The following is a 20,238-nucleotide window of genomic DNA, read 5'->3' on the forward strand; positions in this document are numbered from 1 at the left end:
GGAAGATGCCTTTCCATTGGATGAGGCTGAGGATACCGATACCGATGGTGATGGTACAGGTAATAATGCGGACACCGATGATGACAATGACGGAACTCCTGATGTGGAAGATGCCTTTCCATTGGATGAAAGCGAGGATACCGATACCGATGGTGACGGAACTGGTAATAATGAGGATACCGATGATGACAATGACGGAACTCCTGATACGGAAGATGCCTTCCCATTGGATGAAAACGAGGATACCGATACCGATGGTGACGGAACAGGCGATAATGCCGATACGGATGACGATGGGGATGGTATTCCGGATACCGAAGAAACTAACAGTGACCAATTGGATACAGATGGCGATGGCACTCCTGATGTGGACGACTTGGACGATGATAATGACGGAACGCCGGATGTAAACGACGCTTTCCCATTGGATGAGGCTGAGGATACCGATACCGATGGTGATGGTACGGGAGATAATGCTGACAGTGATGATGATGGTGATGGACTAATGGACGATGAGGATGTTGATGTAAATGGGGATGGAATTCCGGATAACGGAATAGATACCGATGGCGATGGTATCAACGATGCCAATGATAATGACAGCGATAATGATGGAGTTCCTAATGATGAGGACGCATTCCCTACCGATCCTACCGAAAGCATTGATGCGGATGGAGACGGAATAGGCGCCAATGAAGATTTAAACGATAGGGATTCCAATATTGGAAGGGAGCGGCCAATTGAGGCTGCCCAGGCCTTCACGCCAAATGGAGACAATATTAATGATACTTGGATCGTAAAAGATATTAACAACTATCCAAATTCAATAGTTACTGTTTATAACCGCTATGGGCATGAAGTGTTCAAGGCAATAGGATATAAAAACGATTGGGATGGAAGGTCAAAATCCCGTTCAGAAAAATTACCTCCAGGGTCCTATTACTTTACCATAGACCTTAAAAACGGAAAGGCTCCAAAAGATGGATGGTTATTCATTAACTATTAATTAAATATGAATTTTTTAAAAAACAAAATGAAACTGAGATTTAACAAAATATATATCTTTCTGGCCCTCTTTTTTGTTCTAGGAAATATGACTGCACAACAGGATCCAAATTATACCTTTTATAGGTATACTATGAACATAGTGAATCCGGCCTTTGCCGGTGCCGAGCACAGAACGGAATTTATGGCAAATGTGAGAAGCCAATGGGCAGGAGTCGAAGGTGCACCAGAGACACAAAGTTTTATAGCTAGTACCCATTTGGGGAAGAAAGTAGGATTAGGGGCCAGTGTTGTCAACGACAAGACCTTTATTGAGACCCAGACTTCTATTGCCGTGGATTTCTCGTATTTGGTAAGATGGAACGATTACACCAATATTTACTTAGGAATAAAGGCATCCGGGAATTCTTATAATGCCAATACAGATGGACTTACGACCTTCGGTATTGGTTCGGACCCTTCATTGATGGATATAGACGGAGGAATTACCCCCAATGTGGGTGCGGGTATTTATGTAAAGAGTAGAAAATTTTCGCTAGCCTTTTCCGCCCCCAAAATCCTAAAACCAAAACGATTGGAGGAAGATGAAGGTACGGCCAAATTGGGAAGGAACAAAATGCATATGTACCTTATGGGGGCCTATGATTTTGAAATTGCTAGAAATCTGCTTTTTAAGCCTTCCACGATGATCCGCCATATAGAAAGTGCTCCACTATCTGTTGATTTAACCTTGGCGCTTAAATATAACAATATCTTTGAGTTCGGTCCGTCCTATAGGTTGGATGAGGGTTTTGCCGGCTTTGTTCTTTTTAGCCCAACAGATAGTCTCCATATCGGGTATGCCTATGAAGCCGCATTAAATTCATCCTTGAACAATACCAATAATGGTACACATGAAATTCTATTAAAAGTGAGTCTTTAGTGTGTGAAATAGTTGAAAAGATCAGACTTTAATTAAAAACAAAGGCCGTCCCAAGTTATTTTAGGACGGCCTTTGTTTTTAATGTCCTCATTCTTTATTTGGAGTACAGAATTGAGTGGCTTTTAATGTCCATATTTTCTCCCTTTGGCAAAACACAACTTCTTTGCCTCTACACCACATATGCTTCTCTAAGTTGTATTACTGAGATATTCAGCGAATAATGTACTTTGTCTTTTTCTGTCTAATCGAAATTGTTTGTGGCCTTCGCTGCTATAATTTGAGGATCTGGCAGATTGAAATTCCCCAAACGCGGTTCCTTGGCTTAGGCATTCTTAATCTCTTTCAAATTAAAAAGGTCATATAGTGACGATTATATTTAGTGCTTAAAGATACTTTCCAAAAAATGTTGTTTTAGCCAGAAAGAACTCAAAACCACTTTTGATATAATCATTGATTTTTTAGGTGCATTTCATGACTAATTCAACAAGTTCTGAATCCTGATTATTCTGTTGGAGTATCCATAAGTGCTAAAGTCAAAAAACGCTTACATTAACAACATGTATTAGTACTAAAATTTCAATAATACACTAGAATAGTGCATGTAAGCACAAAAAGTATTATAAATTGAATTAATATTGGTTGTGCACATGCAATAATTGATGAAATTTTGTAGTGTAATAATTTTTTTTTGCAATCTACGAAAACGATTGCGTAAAATCACTAACCAGCCTAGTGCTATGAAAAACAAAAAAGAGTACATCCAAAAATTAAGTGAAGTTGGAATGGACGATTTACCAAGAGTTGGGGGCAAGAACGCTTCCCTAGGTGAAATGATCCAAAACCTTACTGCCCAAAACATTAAAGTTCCTAATGGTTTTGCCGTTACGGTAGATGCGTATGATGCATTTATTGACGAGAACAATCTAAAGGAAAAGATTAGTGCTGCCTTGGAGGGATTGGACACGACCGACATTATTCAACTGCGTAAAACAGGTTCCAATATTCGGAAATTGATTTCCAACGGAAAATTTCCCGTATCCGTGGAAAAAGCGATACTGGAATACTATTATGTCCTATCCGAAGAATACAGTCAGGACGCCACAGATGTTGCGGTACGTTCTTCCGCAACGGCCGAGGATCTGCCGGACGCTTCCTTTGCAGGACAACAATCCACTTATTTGAATATTCGCGGAGGGGAAATGTTGTTGACGGCCATTAGAAGCTGTTTTGCCTCTTTATACACGGACAGGGCCATTTCTTATCGCTCTTCCAGGAATTTTGATCATTTTACCATTAAACTATCGGTTTGTGTGCAAAAAATGGTTCGTTCCGATCTGGGTTCTTCCGGAGTTGCGTTTTCATTGGATACGGAAAGTGGATTTAAGGATGTGGTACTGATCAACGGCGCATATGGGTTGGGCGAACTCGTTGTGGGCGGGGAGATTTCTCCGGATGAGTTTATAGTGTTCAAACCTACATTGGAACAAGGGTTTAATGCCATTATCGATAAAAAATTAGGCAAGAAAACACATAAAATGGTGTATGGGAACAAACCGTTTGAAACGGTAAAACAGGTTCCCGTAGATCAAAAGATCCAAGATTCCTTTTGTTTAAAGGATCCACAAATAATACAACTTGCCCAATGGGTACAAAAAATTGAAAATTATTACAGTTCTGTAAGAGGCTCCTGGTGCCCAATGGATATAGAATGGGCCATTGATGGACTTTCCAATGAATTGTATATTGTTCAGGCCCGTCCAGAGACCATCCATTCCCAGGAACAGACAGAGAGTATAAAGGAATATGAAATTGAAGACGAGGATCAACTGGCGGAAAAACTTCTTCTGGAAGGGGTTGCCGTGGGAGATAAGATCGGAAATGGCAAGGTATACAGAATTTTTACCTTGGATGGAAGGGATGGCAGTGCCGATGAAATAGATTTTAAGGAGGGCGATGTGCTGGTTACCGAAATGACCGATCCGGATTGGGAACCATTAATGAAAAAAGCCTCGGCCATTATTACCGAAAAAGGAGGTAGAACCTGCCATGCCGCTATTGTGGCGCGCGAAATTGGTATCCCTGCCATAGTGGGTGCAGCCAATGCCACTACCCTACTTGAAAATGGACAGGACATTACCGTGTCCTGTGCAGAAGGTAATGTAGGAAAGGTGTACCAAGGAAAAATAAAATACAAGCTCCACGAAACGGCATATACAGAATTTCCAAAGACCAAGACCCCGGTCCTGATGAATATTGGTTCGCCGGAACTGGCCTTTCAGTATAGGAAAATTCCAAATGCCGGAGTTGGATTGGCCAGGGAAGAATTTATCATAAACAATTATATAAAGGTGCACCCCTTAGCTTTGTTGAAGCACAAGACCTTGAACGATCCGGCCCTTTCCGCGTCCATAGCTGAATTGATCAAAGGATATGAATCCGAGGAAGCCTTTTTCATCAATAAATTGGCACAGGGCATCGGCAAGATCGGGGCTGCGTTTTATCCTAATAGAGTGATTACCAGATTATCCGATTTCAAGACCAATGAGTATTTCAACCTATTGGGGGGTAGTTATTTTGAACCCCGGGAAGAAAACCCAATGATCGGTTGGAGGGGAGCTTCACGCTATTATTCCGAGACTTTTAGGGAGGCTTTTGTACTGGAATGTAAAGCCCTAAAAAAAGTAAGGGATGAATTTGGTCTGGAAAACATAACCATAATGATTCCATTTTGTAGGACCCCCCAAGAATTGGTCAAAGTATTGAAGATTATGGAGGAAAACGGACTTAAGAGAGGTGAAAGGGGTCTGGAAATTTATTTGATGGCAGAATTGCCTTCCAATGTAATTTTGGCCGATGAGTTTGCGCCAATGATAGATGGTTTTTCCATCGGATCCAATGATCTTACCCAATTGGTTCTTGGCTTGGATAGGGATTCCAGCTTGGTGGCCCATTTGTACGACGAGCGCAATTGCGCTGTAAAAAGTATGATCAAAACCTTAATATCCTCGGCCAAAAAACACAAAACCAAAGTGGGAATTTGTGGTCAGGGACCATCGGATTTTCCAGATTTCTCGAAATTCCTGATAGAGGAAGGTATAGATACCATTTCAGTTACCCCCGATTCCATGTTAAAAACATTAAAAGTAATTCAAGAAATAGAAAACTAGATTATGAGCAATACTATAGAGGATATCCTTTTTGATGCCCACAAACACAACAAAAGAGAAGAATTATTGGCCTTTTTGGAAAAGATTCGTCTGAAGAATCCGGATAAGGAATTAACAGATCTGTACCAGATGGCCTATGAGAAAATAATTAAGTCCTAACATTGATATATAGTAATTAGCGGATAGGTCTCCGGACCTTCCGCTAATACTATTTTATGAAAATTTGTTAGGTAGTAAACAGCCGATATCGATGCTATTCCAAGGCTTCTAAACCGAACAATATAATATGCTAAATTAGGATCATTGCTTTATAGGTACGAAATTAATTATCGTCGGTATCACAGAACGCAATGGTTATGACATGGCTCCCAAGCATATGGCCACACCATTGGAATCATCCATTTATTTTGGTTTTCAGTGTAAACCACAACATTCCATTTATTACAATACAAAGGAAGAGAAAGAATTTTCTTTAAGTTTTCCTATATCCTATCAAGTCTGGTTGGCAACAATAGGTATTTCCATACAAATTTTAAATGTTTATACGATTAAGCAATTGAAAATAAAATAGTCGAGAGGTAAAATCCGGTTAACTCCCACTATACTTGTATTTTTATTTAATTTCCAAAAAATAAAATGGCTGTACTAAATGTCAAAACAGCTCCATTTTAACTTTTCCAAGTATCTCAAAATCCATAAATATTTCAGAAAAAGCAAGCCATTTAAATCCTTTATTTAGGAGAATCCAAATGTACATAATAACCAATGTTTCCAACATATTCAAGCGGTTTCACAACATTTTGTTGGCTTATAAATAGTGTTGTTGTTGTTTTGATTTCAGGTATAAATTGTCAGAACCAAAATAATAGCACACCGAATGACCAGAAATTTACTTTTATTCATTTTTTTCTTTGGCTTTATAATATCCGTAAAAGGTCAGTTAAGTGATCTTCATTATCTACCTCCCTTAAAACAAGGCAAAAATAACCAGGCAGTTCAGCAACAGGCGGTTTACCTTTCTACACCGGAACCAACCGCATTTACAGTAAATGCCTATAGAGGTACCAATACAACACCTATTGCCACATTTTCTATTTCCAATACAAATTCGGCGGTTTATACTTTATCAAACGGGGACAACAATATTACATTGGTAGATAATTCAAACACTGGTGTGGTCCTGACCAATAGTGGACTCAGGTTTGAATCTCCCAGTGGGAACAAATTTTATGTGAATTACCGTGGTTATTCCACTTCACAGGCAACATCCCTGACTTCCAAAGGAAGGGTTGCAATGGGAACAAGATTTAAATGGGGCGGGGTTCCCAACCTAGGGTCCGAAGTGTCGAAATCAAATACCTTGGGAATCATGGCAACCGAGGACAATACTATCGTAAATCTTTTTGGATACGATCCAGGTTGCGAGTTTCGGGTTGGCAATAATAGGGCCGGGATTACTGCAGATACCTACCAAATTACCCTAGACAAAAATGAATCTTTTGTTTTTGAAACTTATATTGGTACCGCACCAACAGCAGCCCATCGTGATGGATGGATCGGAGCTTCAATAGTTTCCGATAAGGACATTGTAATCAGTAATGGTTCAATGAATTTTGGCAGGGAAGAAAATTCATCCAACCGTGATGCCGGTATTGATCAGCCCGTACCGGAAAACCGATTGGGCAAGGAATATGTATTTGTAAGGGGTAACGGAAATGCGAATGGCTCAACAGAATTTCCCATTATAATAGGTACAGCCGATAATACGCAAATTTTTGTCAATGGTTCTGCTACTCCTGTTGCCACTATAAATAATGGAGAATATTTTGAGATACCGAGCAGCTACTATTCCTCTAACACCGTTGGTGCCAACATGTTGGTGAAAACCTCCAAGGATGCCTATGCCTATCAATGTTTGGCTGGTGCCAGTGCGGTTTACACCCAAGGTCTTAACTTCGTGGCTCCTGTTAACTGTTTGTTACCGGACGTGATGGATAATATTCCGGATATCCGAAATATGGCAGGATCACTGGTCACCGGAGGGGTAACCATTGTTGCAGCTGTAAATACACCGGATTCAAATATAGTAGTCAGTGATAGCAATGGTACCGTTACTTTGCCTCCTTCGGTTCCGGTTGCGGGATCATCGGATTGGAAGACCTTTTTTATACCTAATCTAAATGGTGATGTAAGTGTTCAATCTACGGGGCCCATGGCGATCGGATTTTTTGGATATAATGGTGCTAGAGGTGTTGCCGGTTATTTTTCAGGTTTTGATACTGTTCCGGTTGTAACCTTGGAAATTGTTGGGGGTGATGGATGTTTGCCCAATGCGGATATTCTAGAAGCTACCGGGAATTTTGACGCTTATCAGTGGTTCGAGGATGGTGTTCTGGTAGTTGGTGCCAATGAGTCCACTTTTAGGCCGTCCAAAGCTGGAGATTATTATTGCAGGGGAACAAAAGGGCCCTGTACCTATGATTCCCAGCCCATTACAGCATTCTATTGTGAGGAAGATGTTGCTTTGTCCAAAACAGTGGACAAGGCCGAAATATTGGAGGGCGAGACTGCAACCTTTTCTATTAAAGTTAAGAATAATAGTTCCAATCCCTTAACCAATCTGAAAATCACGGACAATATACCTTCAGGGCTTACATTTGAATCAAGTTATACCACTACAGGAACATGGGCCGGAAATACCTGGGACATTGGTACTCTTAACGGGGGATCAACTGCTGTTCTTGAAATACAGGTTAGAGCGGATGAAATTGTTGGAATAGAACCCTTGATAAACCTGGTCAATACGGCAACAAATACTCAGGACCAAATAGATAATAATATTACAGAGGATATCCCCTCTGCACGTATAACAGTTCATAATGATTTTGACAAGGATGGGGTAAGGGATATTACCGATTTGGATGATGACAATGATGGAATTTACGATGAAGTTGAATGTGCTACCACGATTTGTTTTGAACCCATCCTGAACGAAAGTTTTGAAAATCCCGTAATTCCAAACTCTTCCTATAGACAACTTAATGAAAATAGTGTTGAAGGCTGGTCTACCACCTCAACTGATGGGCGGATAGAAATTTGGTCCAGTGGGTTCCTTGGTGTTCCTGCATTTGACGGCAAACAATTTGTAGAACTCAATGCTACCCAAAATTCTGCCTTGTACCAAAACCTATGTTTAACTCCAGGTACCGTAATGAATTGGTCCATAAGGCATAGGGGGCGTGCAGGGGTTGATGTTATGCAGGTAAGGATCGGAGCAGACCTTGCAACTGCCGCCGTACAACAAACTATGAGTGATGGTACTACTGCATGGGGCTACTATTCGGGCAGCTATACCGTACCCAATAATCAGACCAATACCGTGTTTGTATTTGAGGCGGTTTCTACGGCTAACGGCAATTTATCTGTTGGGAATTTTATAGATGACATACAAATTAATATAGTCTCCGTTCAATCATGTAGTGATAATGACAATGACGGATTCCCTGATAATTTAGATTTGGATAGTGATGGTGATGGTTGTAGTGATGCCAATGAATATTATAGGGACCAAAATGCCGATGGTGGTGATGGTGGAGAATATGGGACGGGAACCCCAGTTGTTGACCCAATAGATGGCACGGTTGACGCTGCTTCCTATATAAAAACTGTGGCCCCTGAAATTCTTTTGGGTAATACCACTGAGAATTTGGGCGGAACGGACATCAATGGACAAGAAATAGCTCTAGGGGAATCCCTGGAATATGTGCTTAGATTTCAAAATACAGGTGATGATAATGCGGTAAACTATACCATTAGGGATGTTTTGCCTAAAAATGTCACTTTCGACAATGTAGATATATCGGATGCTCCCGGAGTAACCTATACCCATGATGCCATAGGTAATATTCTAAACTTTAGCATACCTAATAATTTGGTTGAAGTTGGTGATCCCGAATATAGTATTAGAATTGGCTTCACTACCGATTCAAACTGTTCAGAGTATCTTGATGCTTGTTCTTCCTTACTGGAAAACAGTGCTTATTCAACCTATCAGGGAGCAACAAATACACAGGTTTTTACAGACGAGAACGGCTCCATTTCCATTTCCGGCTGTCCAAGTACCCAAGAAGTTGCCAGTAATTCTATATTTAATGCCCTGGCCAATTGTAGCGAGGCAAGGACTGTACAACTATGTGGAGAGAATGTAGTTTTACGGGCCGGTCAAGGATTTTCCGCCTATAACTGGGTATTGGACAATAACAAGAATGGGCAGGTTGATTCGGGCGACACCGTATTGAACGATAATGATCCTGACAATGATCCGAGCACTCTTCGGGTAACGCTTGTTGGAGAATATATAGTGGAGAAGTCTTCCGGAGGCAGCTGTCCCGATAGGGATGAAAGGATTATTGTAGAACGATTTGGCTCTACACAGACCAATCCTATCGTAAATTATTTTAATCAAGTAAATGCCGATAACAACCCCGATAATGATATGCAGGGGGAAATCGTTACCTGCTCTATTGATGGTAGTATACTACCTAAGATTTTTTTATGTGGGGCTAATGATGAGGCACTTATCCAATTGGGTATAACCGATGCCGAAAGTATTGTTTGGCAGAAATTGGACGAAACCAGCTGTGATGATACCGGTGACGATTGCGCCAACAAGAATGGTACATGTACCTGGAATACATTGGTGGAGCAAGATAATTTTACTCTTACGGAAAGCGGGGAATATAGAGTGGTCATCAATTACCAATACGGTTGTTTTAGCCGCTTCTATTTCAATGTCTTTAAAAACAATATAGATCTGAACTATAATGCTTCCGATATTCTTTGTACTACCCCTGGAAACATTAGAATGACCAATGTAGCTTCCGGTTATGGATTTCAATTGGTGGATAGCGCTACAGATAACATTATTATTCCTTTTTCGGATAACAATGGTCCCAACTTTAACATTGCAACAAGTGGTACCTATAAGGTGCAAATTACACAGTTGGACCCAAGTGACAATACCCCAATAGAAGGCAGTTGTATTTTTGAAACAGAAGATATTGGTATTCAGGAACGTGACTTCAGCGTTAACCTTAGTACCACCCCGGCAGACTGTAATGATTTGGGAACCATTGGGGTCCAAGTCCTAAATGCCTTGCCGAATTACTCTTATGAACTCCGTTTGGACGATGGCAGTAATGGTGGACTGGGCTCTTTAGTGAGTTCCATTCCTAGTGTTAATGATAACACCCATACCTTCTCAAACATAAATCCCGAGGATTATATAGTAGTTACCCGTACCCAGGATGGATGTTATGATTCACAACAAATAACGGTTGGCGAAACCCCTGAATTGAAATTAACCGGTGTTACTTCACAAAATATAAGTTGTACTTCAGGTATGGCTACATTAACACCAAGTGGAGGAAGTCCTAGTCCAGATTACAAAATGGCTATTTGGAGTAAAAATGGGGCAGACTATTATACAAATACGTCAGATGTACCTTCCTCAGCACTTCAATCTACTACAAGTTTTTTATTTCGTACCAGTAGTGAAGCAGGTGAATACGAGTTTATTGTTTTTGATGGTAATGGATGCTATGCTATTTCCAATGTAGTTAAAATTGAAGATTTAGGGACACCATCCTTGTCGGCTTCACATTCTGAAATTGTGTGTGCAGATTCTTCAACCTCAACGCTCAACGTTACCGTTACTGGAGGTACTGCTCCTTACCGCTATAGTTTGGATGGTGGTACCACTTACCAAACTGGAAATTCATTTTATAACCTTTCGGCCGGGTTATATACCATAACCGTTATGGATTCCAGTAACAATGGCGGTATAGGTTGTATTGAGACCTTGGATTATGAAATAGACCAACCCTTTAGGTTAACCGCATCTGCCACAATAGTGGAAGATGCTTCTTGTAATCCTGCAGGTGCTTTGGTTAAAATATTGAATCCAAATGGTGGACAGCTACCGTATACCTTTAGTTTTGATGGTGGTAGCAATTTTAGTGGTGTGGACAACATGAATCTTGCCCCTGGAGACTATCAATTGGTCGTAAAGGATGCGTTGGGCTGTTCATATAATATGAATTTATCCGTACCAGCAGCAACCGCTGATCCAAGTTTTACAAGCGCCGTGGATTATACTTGTGATGGGACTAGGACAATAACTATAAATACATCCAATACTACGGACTTTACATATACCTATAAATTAAACGGTACCGATAATACACCTGCGGACAATAATGTATTTACTGGTGTATCCAATGGTACACAAACAATTACAGTGGGCTATGCGGGCTCTTTGTTGCCGGGCCAAAGTACTCTTTTTGAAGAAAATTTCGGAGCTGGTACAAGTACGCAGATCGGTGAAATTGGACCAGGTTATTGTTATGAACCTCAAGATGGAAGTACAACAAGCTGTAACCTTGGTCCTGCCGGCATTCTTGTGAACGGGGAATATACGGTTACCAATTTCATTACCAATCCAATAATATCAAGAAACCCAAATGATCATAGTGGACTTGTCGATGGAAGATTTTTAGCTATAGATGTTAGTACCACCGCAGGAGACAAAGGCATTCTTTGGGCAAGACGAGGGGTTGAGGTTTTACCAAACCGTGATATAACCATATCGTTATGGGCATTCAATTTGTTGACACCAAGTGGTAGTGGAAATAATCCGGAAATACTAATAGAATTGGTAGATATTTCCGGAACGGTAATCAATAGTATTGCCACTGCAGAAATTCCTAAAAATACCAGTGCAGATGATTGGCACAATCGATTGGTTACTTTTAACCCGGGAGTGAATACTACTGTAGATATTGTTCTGCGCAGTAACCTAAACAGCGATTATGGTAACGATCTTGTAATAGATGATATACAAGCCTTCCAAACACCGGAGTTATGTGAAAAAACAACAGACATAATAGTAGTTTTAGAAGACAACAAGGAATTTAAAGCAAACCTATTGGGGACTGTAGATCCAAGTTGTAATGCCGGTAGTGATGGTGCAATCCGTTTTGAAGTGTCAAATTATGATAGCTTAACAGGTTTTGAATATTCTGTGGATAGTGGGGTAAATTGGACAACCTCCTTAATTTCTCCTGTTACGACTACTGCAACCCTGGCCGATGGTACCTATAACGTTTTGGTCAGAAAGGTTGGCGATACAAGTTGTACATCAAGTTTTGATGCAACATTAAATGAACCATCATCAATTGTTCCTTCTTTAAGCCAGACCGTAGATTATACTTGTATTAATACCGGAGCAACTTTAAAAGCTTCGGCCACAGGTGGCTCTCCAGGCTATACCTATCAGTTGGAAGAAGCAGGTAGTGTGATTGTCAGGGCATATCAGACCAATCCTAGTTTTACAAATGTTACGGAAGGTGATTATTTTGTTCGTGTGAAAGATGCAAAAGGTTGCGAGGTGGTTACTGCTACGGCTCTAACAGTAGATCGCTACCAAGATATAGATTTTGATCTTGACCCAACAGCTTGTTATGACGGTTTAAATAATGCAGCCATAACCGTTTCAGTTACCTCAGGAAATGGTGATTATAAGTTTAGATTGAATAGTGGTGCTTGGATATCCCCTACTCCAACTACATCTTCCACGTATACTTTTTCTGGGTTATCCAATGGAAGTTATGATGTAGAGGTAACAGATGTTTATGGCTGTGTGTCTACCGTAAAAACCATTGACATACAACCCAATTTAACTGCAACTGTAGATGTAGTAAATGTTAGTTCTTGTGCAGATGGCAGTATCACAGTTAATGCAACTGGCGGCGATGGCAATTTGGCATATGCCTTTGTACCTACCGGAACAGGTGTTACAGCAACAGATTTTAGTGGAAGCAATGCATTAACGGTAGCCACGGCTGATGCCGGTACCTACGATGTTTATGTTTGGGATAATGGTGCATTGGACCCTCATTGTGTTTATATGGAAACGGTTACCGTTAATCCTCCTACACCTTTAACGTATACGGCAACCCCGACAGATCCAAATTGTCATGATGGACCTGGGAACATAGCTATTTCGGTTACCTCCGGAATTGCCCCCTACACTTATGAAATTATAGATTTGGACAATGCAGGCGCTTCCAGTGAAACCACTGCCAAGGTTACAAATACTACCAAAACTTTCTATAATTTGGCGGCCGGCAACTATACCATTAATGTTACGGATGCTTCAGGATGTACGGTGGAAACTACACCAATCACTATAGCAAATCCTGATGAACTTACGGCCGATTTGGAATCTTTATTATCCGGTGATTGTAATCCGGCAACTGGATTTAGATTTGTTAATTACCCTTTAACGTTAAACGGAACCTTGGAATTTAGCCATGATGGTGGTGCATCTTGGCAAACCTCGGATACTTTTGATACACCTACTTATACCCTAACTTCCGGTAATGCGGTTGAACCATCAGTAAGAACGGTAGATGGTTCGGGCAATACCTTATGTAGGGTAGATTTACCGAAATATATTATAAGTTACCCTCTGGATGACCTGAACATCACCGTTTCTACGGTAATTAAAAACTGTAATGAACTGGAAGTTTCGGTTCAAGGTAATTTAGGTTCGGCCCCATATCAATATACCTATACCGATGACCCTGCAAACTTTAATGCTTTGGCGCCGGAAAACGGTTGGACAGCAGCTAAAGGATTGGCGGACCCGGAAGTGTTTACCGGATTAATACCGGGAAGAACTTATGTTTTCTACGTAAGGGATGATAACGGATGTATTAGGCAAAGTGATAAAAACGTAGCAACCTTAAAACCTAATCCAATTGATATAACAGTTTCTTACAAACCTTCATGTTCTTCAATGGACAATGGTAAATTAATTTATACGCTAACGGACAACCAGGCACCTACCGAGGATGACATGCGGTGGGAATTGTATAATTTAAGCGGCACTATTGTTCGTTCCAGTGATAATGGAATTAATTCTGGTCTTGCTGGAGAAATTATTGACTATGATTCGGAAATCATTATAGATAATTTACCGGCAGACGAATATTATATTGTTGTAACAGAAGTAAACGGTGTTACAGATACATGTATCTCTGCCTCGGAAAACCTTATTTTGGAAGAGTTGGATCCTATTACGGCAACCTTGAATAAGCTAGAGGATATGTCATGTGCCAACCCAGGCCTAATAGCTATAAACGGTATCAACGGTGGCGGTGGCACCTATACCTTTAGAGTTACAGATGATTCGGCAAATGAAATTGTTACAGGTACAACGGATAACCCAGTAGAAATACCTGCCAACTCACCTTCCGGTGATTATTATGTAGAGATTACTGATCAATATGGTTGTGCTTATCCATTGGGCTCCATAACAATGACCTTACCGGCAAACCCTACATTTTCTACAGTTGTGGATAATTGTAGTACAACTCCAACATTAACCATTAGCGCATCCAGTAGTTCTGCTACCATATTATATTCCATTGATGGCGGTACTACCTATTTGGATAATGCTGGTGTATTTAAAAATGTTACGGCAGGCAATTACTCGGTATTTATTAAAGATGGTAATGGTTGTATCGCTTCAGCTCTTGTGGATGTTTATCCATCGTTGCAAGCTACAGCTACTTTGGAAAAAAGTCTAGGGTGTGGTGTTGGTGAGGAAGCAGAAATATTAATTAAAGCAACCACCGGTTCCGGCAATTATGATTATCAAATAACCAATACATCGGGTACCGTTGTCGCTAGACAGGCATTAACTTCACCCGTAACAGAATTGGTAAATGTAGCAGATACCTATACCATTACTGTATTTGATAACGATACTTCTAGCCCCGAATGTTCTAGGGTATTTACTCTGGAGGTACCTCCTGCTGTTCAGCCCAGTTTTACTGCAACCCCAACGGATGTGAGTTGTAATAATGCGGCAGATGGTACTATAGTTATATCAGAAGTTAATAATGGGAACAATCCGTTAACATATAGTTTAGCGCCTAATAACGGTAGCTATAATCCATTGACCCGTACCTTTGAAAATCTTCCGGCCGATATTTATGAAATAACCGCTACAGCGCCTAACGGTTGTGTTACCACTAGGAGCACTATTGTAGTAGGTGAACCAAACAGTATTACCTTTGATCCACCATTGGTAAATCCATTTGGCTGTACCAGCAATAATACCACCAATAATGCAAGTATAGTAATCAATATGGCCAGCATTACTGGTGGCACCAACAATTTTGTGCGATTTGAGTTTGAGGATGTTGCTACTGGCAACATGCTTCAAAATGGTACGGGAGCTACTTATGCCTTTACGGATTATGCAGGTGGGGATGTTATTGTAAGGGTTTTTGATGATAAAGGCTGTAATGGGGAAGTAACGGTGAACGTTCCCCCTTACGATAAGCTGGTTTCAGCTGCGATAAATGTACTGGACCCTATAAGTTGCGCCAATGCAGGTGAAGACATTAGTATAGATGTTACTGGAAGTTTAACCAATTATGCAACCAACTCTGGTGATTATATGTTTACCCTATTGCCAGCGGGTACTCCACAAGCATCAAACCTATTTCCTGATCTACAGGCTGGGACACATACTATTTTAGTAGAAAATGTGGTGACAGGTTGTGAAATTACGGTTACCCATATCGTAAAAGAACCGAATACTTTTAGCGTTACCGTTGAAAAATTAACCGATGTGGTCTGCTTTGGTGGTGATGGCCAAATTAGACTTACCATGAGCGATGCCAATTATTCCGGCGGTTTCACTTACTATATATATGAGACTAAAGGTACGGTAGATATAGCAGATGATGGTGCGGCTGTTGTAAATGGTACTTCTCCAGACTTTGGACCTACCCCAGCTATCAATGTACCAGCAGGGAACTATAGAGTTGAGGTGGTACAGGATGATTTCCCTAATTGTAGTCAAAATAGAATATTTACTATAGCTACCCCACAGGCAGCCTTGGATCTGGACCCAATTGGTTTGGAAGATGTTGGTTGTAGTAATGATCAAGGCTCAGCAAGTATTAAGCCCACTGGTGGATTTGCACCCTACAACATTACTATTGTCAACAATGCAACAGGAGTGTCCACTACGGCATACAGTGTTAATTCCAATCTTTTCCAAGGATTGACAGCTGGTCAATATACCGTAACGGTGGAAGACGCCTTAGGTTGTTCAAATCCGTTTGTGAACGTATTTGAACTATTATTGCCGGACCCTATTTCAGGAACTACAACCATAACCGGCTTAGTGTGTTCTGGGGATAAGGATGCTTCATTGTCCTTTAGTTTAAACCCTAGAAACGTAACTTCCAACTACAGGTATAAATTAAATACCTATAAGGATGCCGCAGGTACTGCTTTGGTACAAAGTACCGCCACCCAAACGTCTCCTAGCTTTATAAATTTAGGAGCAGGTTATTATAGCATTACTGTATTGGACGCTATGGGCTGTACGTTTGAGTCATCCATTATAGAAATCGTAGAACCCGAGGAAACTAATGGTATGTTGTTGACTACTGCTACTTTAAGTTGTGGCAATGGAGCTGAATTGGAACTAACGGCAAGCGGAGGTACCGGCCCTTATACATGGAGCACGGATGGAATTGTCTTTAACGCCATGAATGAACTCAATGGTTCCAACACACAGGTATTCCAAAATGTTGTTGATGGGAAGTACCAATATTATGTACGGGATCGTTTTAATTGTACTTCTATTATTTCCAATGAGATAACTATTAATCCAATAGAAACCCTGTCGCTTACTGTGGATACATCCGCTGCTGTAATAAACTGTAGTGGAGAAAGTTCAGCCTTGATCGTTGCCAAGGCAGATGGTGGGCTGGGCAATTATCAATATGGTTTATTCTCGGATTCTGGATTGGTCAATGAAATACTACCATACCAGGCAACAGGACTGTTCGACAATCTTCCACAGGGAACTTATTATGTAAGTGTCCTTAGTGAGGACTGTCAGGAAACGTCGGAAGAAATAAGGATTTCGGAACCTGAAGCGCTAATGGTCATTCCAACTATTATGGACGTTCAGTGTGCCGGAGAGGATAATGGTAGCATTGTCCTTGATGTGGAGGGAGGAACGGGTATTTATCAATACGCCATTTCCCCCAATTTAAATCAGTTTGATGATAATAATACCTTTGATGAACTTGCCCCTGGCGATTATAGGGTAATTGTTCAGGATAGCAATGGTTGCTTTGAGTTGATAGAATTCAACATTGTAGAGCCTCCCGTTCTGGAAATGGAACTGACCACCACTCCCGAAGTTTGCGTTAGAGGTATGGACGGAACTATATCGGTGAATATTAATGGAGGAACCGCACCTTACAGCACCGCATTAAACTCTAACAATGACTCTGATTTTACGGATGGAAAAACGGTCTATGGGAATTTGTCTGGCGGCACCTACCTCCTATTTGTTAAGGATGCCAATGGATGTGTTAGTAGCGGGGCCATTACGGTTGAAGGCGGAGCCAATCTTAATGCCGAGGTACAAGTGATTTATGAATGTACAGGGGATACTCCCAACAATTACATAGAACTAAATTTAGAGGATGATGCTGTTGCAGCAGATGTTATGTATGCCTTGGATTCAACAGATCCCAACGATTTAGTGTTGGAGGCCAACTTCAATGATTTGGCACCTGGCAGTCATTATATTACCCTGGCCCATGTTAACGGATGTATCAATACCCTAAGCTTTGAGGTAGAAGGTTTTGAACCTTTGGAACTCGTTTTGGAACAAAGCAACCTAAATGAGATCAGTGCTTTGGCAACTGGTGGCAAGGAAGGCTATACGTACTATTTTGATGGTCAGAACAATGGTGAGGACAATGTCTTTAATATTCGTAGAACGGATACCTATACCGTACGTGTAGTGGATGCCAACGGTTGTGAGACAACGGCATCGATATATATGGAATTCATTGATATTGAAATTCCAAATTTCTTTACCCCTGATGGTGACGGAAAAAATGATTTTTGGATTCCGAGGAATATTGAGCAATTTCCAGACATTTTTATTAAAATCTATGATCGCTACGGTAGGCAGATTTATATCATTAAAGATAATGAACAAGGCTGGAACGGCCTTTACGATCAGGTAGATTTACCAAGCGGGGATTATTGGTACATTATTAAATTGAATGGAGAAGAAGATAAGAGAGAATTTGTAGGGCATTTTACCTTGTACAGATAATATATTTCAAATAGAATATGAGCCCTTCCTTAGCGAAGGGCTTTTTTATTGGACTGCCACACTTAATTAAAACCTGCGAAACCCCCAGTTAGCTTCAATGAAACTAATTAAATAGAGTTTATGTCTTATAGAGTTAGCCATACAATAAAAAACTACTCTAAATTGGAAACCGTTTTTTCCAAGATGGCCCTAACACGATGTTTTAGAACTTCGGGCTCTATGATCTCGGCATAATCCCCGAACATGAGATACCACCTAGGAAATCCATGTTCTACATCCGATGTCATAAATGTCATTTCTACTTTTTTTCCCTTCACCTTTTCAGATATAAAACCGTAATGTTTCCTATTGCTGTTAATAAACCTGGCAATGTTTTTATCCACCAATATTCTTACCCTGGTCTTTTGAACATTAACATCTTTACTCAAATGCTCATCCAAGCTCCCGTGTTCTCCGGTAAAGGAAAGAGAGGTTCTTGCAATGCCCAACATCCTGTCCGTTCTAAATTGTCTATAATCATTTCTATAGTGACAATACCCCAGAACATACCAAAAATTATTTTCATGAAATAGTCCCACAGGTTCTATATGACGATCGGAAGGGTGCTCGCTCTGCATGGAGTGATATTTTAAGAATACCTGCTTTTTTTCAGCTATACTTTCAAAAAGAATTTCAAGCGCGTTCGGCAAATCTTCATTGAACAACTGTTGTGATGGATCTACGGATATTTGGGACTCCAAGGCAGAAATCCAATCTTTTTCACTGCCCCTTAAAACAGACTTTAGCTTGAACATTGCAGATTGATGATAGCTGCCAAGCGACTTGTCCACAAACTTCTGCATTAGTTTTTCGGCAGCCACAAAGCTGCCTACTTCCTCACGCGTAAACATGACCGGGGGTAGCCGATAGCCTTCCATAATGGAATAGCCAACACCCGCTTCACTTATAATGGGGACACCAGAGGCTTCCAGGGTTCTAATATCCCTATAAATAGTACGCAAACTTACCTCAAATCGGTCCGCCAACTCCTGCGCCTTTACAATACGTTTGGACTGTAATTGCACCAAGATCGCTACTATACGATCAAAACGATTTACCGTATCTCTACCCATAATTGCCTGACATATATCCCAAAGATAGGACTTCAAATAAAAGTATAATTCAAAAATCGACTTTGTTTTGTCCATATGGTTACTGGATTAACTATGTTAAAATTTCGCGCACCGATATTTTCAAAATCAGTCTACAAATTAAAGCAGGCCAGGTGACAACCTTATGTCAACATAGTTATTCTTATTTATATCTTCACTTGTAACCAATTGATATTAGGGTTTTTAAATATTTTTTTTACTACTGACATAGGGCTGTCACCAGCCATATTTAATTTTGGTCATGAAATATTAATCACTTAAAAAATTAAACTATGCACACTACATTGAACAAGACCCCGCAAGTTATTTCATCACAAGAATTGCTGGATCATTGGCAAGGACATAGGGCGCTGACACGTAGGACTATTGAAGTTTTTCCTGAAGAGGCCTTTTTTAGCCATACTATTGGGGGTATGCGCACATTTGCCGAAATGGTTATGGAGTTATTGGCAATAGCCGGACCCGGGTTAAAGGAAATTGCTACTGGAAAGTCAGCTCCTTTTAATGAGCATTTGGAACACGGTAATAAAAAAGACCGACTACTGGAGCTTTGGGATAAGGCTACCGCGGAAATCAATACTTATTGGGCACAGATCAAGGAGGAGCAATTTCAACAGAACATTAAAATCTTTGGTCAATATGACGGTACGGTAAGGTCTTCTATCTTTTACTTTATAGACAATGAAATTCACCATAGAGGACAAGCTTACGTTTATCTAAGAACTTTGGGAATAGAACCACCTGCCTTTTACGAACGCTAAT

At 40.6% G+C, this 20,238-nt stretch carries 7 protein-coding genes; 6 read left to right on the forward strand and 1 reads right to left on the reverse strand.

The features are described 5' to 3' along the window. The 5 genes from KO529_RS21160 to KO529_RS21185 form a co-directional block, all read left to right on the forward strand. Positions 1–1,006: gliding motility-associated C-terminal domain-containing protein (locus tag KO529_RS21160; RefSeq protein WP_215949855.1), on the forward strand; the 1,006-nt coding region annotated here is incomplete at its 5' end. A 27-nt stretch (positions 1,007–1,033) separates the two neighbouring features. After that, positions 1,034–1,927 carry a PorP/SprF family type IX secretion system membrane protein gene (locus KO529_RS21165; RefSeq protein ID WP_215949856.1) on the forward strand — a complete coding sequence of 298 codons (894 nt, stop codon included), beginning with the start codon at positions 1,034–1,036 and terminating at the stop codon, positions 1,925–1,927. A gap of 737 nt (positions 1,928–2,664) precedes the next feature. Beyond that, on the forward strand, positions 2,665–5,094 hold the full coding sequence (gene ppsA, locus KO529_RS21170; RefSeq protein WP_215949857.1) for a phosphoenolpyruvate synthase: 2,430 nt from the start codon (positions 2,665–2,667) through the stop codon (positions 5,092–5,094). Positions 5,095–5,097: 3 nt separating this feature from the next. Further along, positions 5,098–5,253, forward strand: a complete 156-nt coding sequence (locus tag KO529_RS21175; protein ID WP_215949858.1) for a hypothetical protein — start codon at positions 5,098–5,100, stop codon at positions 5,251–5,253. Between the two features lie 718 nt (positions 5,254–5,971). Beyond that, positions 5,972–18,325 (forward strand): T9SS type B sorting domain-containing protein, encoded by a 12,354-nt coding sequence (locus tag KO529_RS21185; protein ID WP_252734503.1) that lies wholly within the window; start codon positions 5,972–5,974, stop codon positions 18,323–18,325. 152 nt (positions 18,326–18,477) lie between these two features. Here the strand turns inward: KO529_RS21185 and KO529_RS21190 are convergent, their stop codons facing one another. After that, the gene (locus tag KO529_RS21190; protein ID WP_215949951.1) at positions 18,478–19,437 is read right to left on the reverse strand and encodes a helix-turn-helix transcriptional regulator; all 960 of its coding nucleotides are present in this window, start codon (positions 19,435–19,437) and stop codon (positions 18,478–18,480) included. A gap of 311 nt (positions 19,438–19,748) precedes the next feature. Between KO529_RS21190 and KO529_RS21195 the strand changes: the two genes are divergently transcribed. Further along, the gene (locus tag KO529_RS21195) at positions 19,749–20,237 is read left to right on the forward strand and encodes a DinB family protein (RefSeq protein ID WP_215949859.1); all 489 of its coding nucleotides are present in this window, start codon (positions 19,749–19,751) and stop codon (positions 20,235–20,237) included. Position 20,238 lies beyond the last annotated feature (1 nt).

The organism is Arenibacter algicola, assembly GCF_018860365.1.
Lineage (GTDB): Bacteria > Bacteroidota > Bacteroidia > Flavobacteriales > Flavobacteriaceae > Arenibacter > Arenibacter algicola_B.

Excerpts from the sequence above, each read along its gene's own strand:
- KO529_RS21175 (WP_215949858.1), top strand. The coding sequence starts at position 5,098 with ATGAGCAATACTATAGAGGATATCCTTTTTGATGCCCACAAACACAAC.
- KO529_RS21195 (WP_215949859.1), top strand. The coding sequence starts at position 19,749 with ATGCACACTACATTGAACAAGACCCCGCAAGTTATTTCATCACAAGAA.
- KO529_RS21185 (WP_252734503.1), top strand. The coding sequence starts at position 5,972 with ATGACCAGAAATTTACTTTTATTCATTTTTTTCTTTGGCTTTATAATA.
- KO529_RS21190 (WP_215949951.1), bottom strand. The coding sequence starts at position 19,437 with ATGGGTAGAGATACGGTAAATCGTTTTGATCGTATAGTAGCGATCTTG.
- ppsA (WP_215949857.1), top strand. The coding sequence starts at position 2,665 with ATGAAAAACAAAAAAGAGTACATCCAAAAATTAAGTGAAGTTGGAATG.
- KO529_RS21165 (WP_215949856.1), top strand. The coding sequence starts at position 1,034 with ATGAAACTGAGATTTAACAAAATATATATCTTTCTGGCCCTCTTTTTT.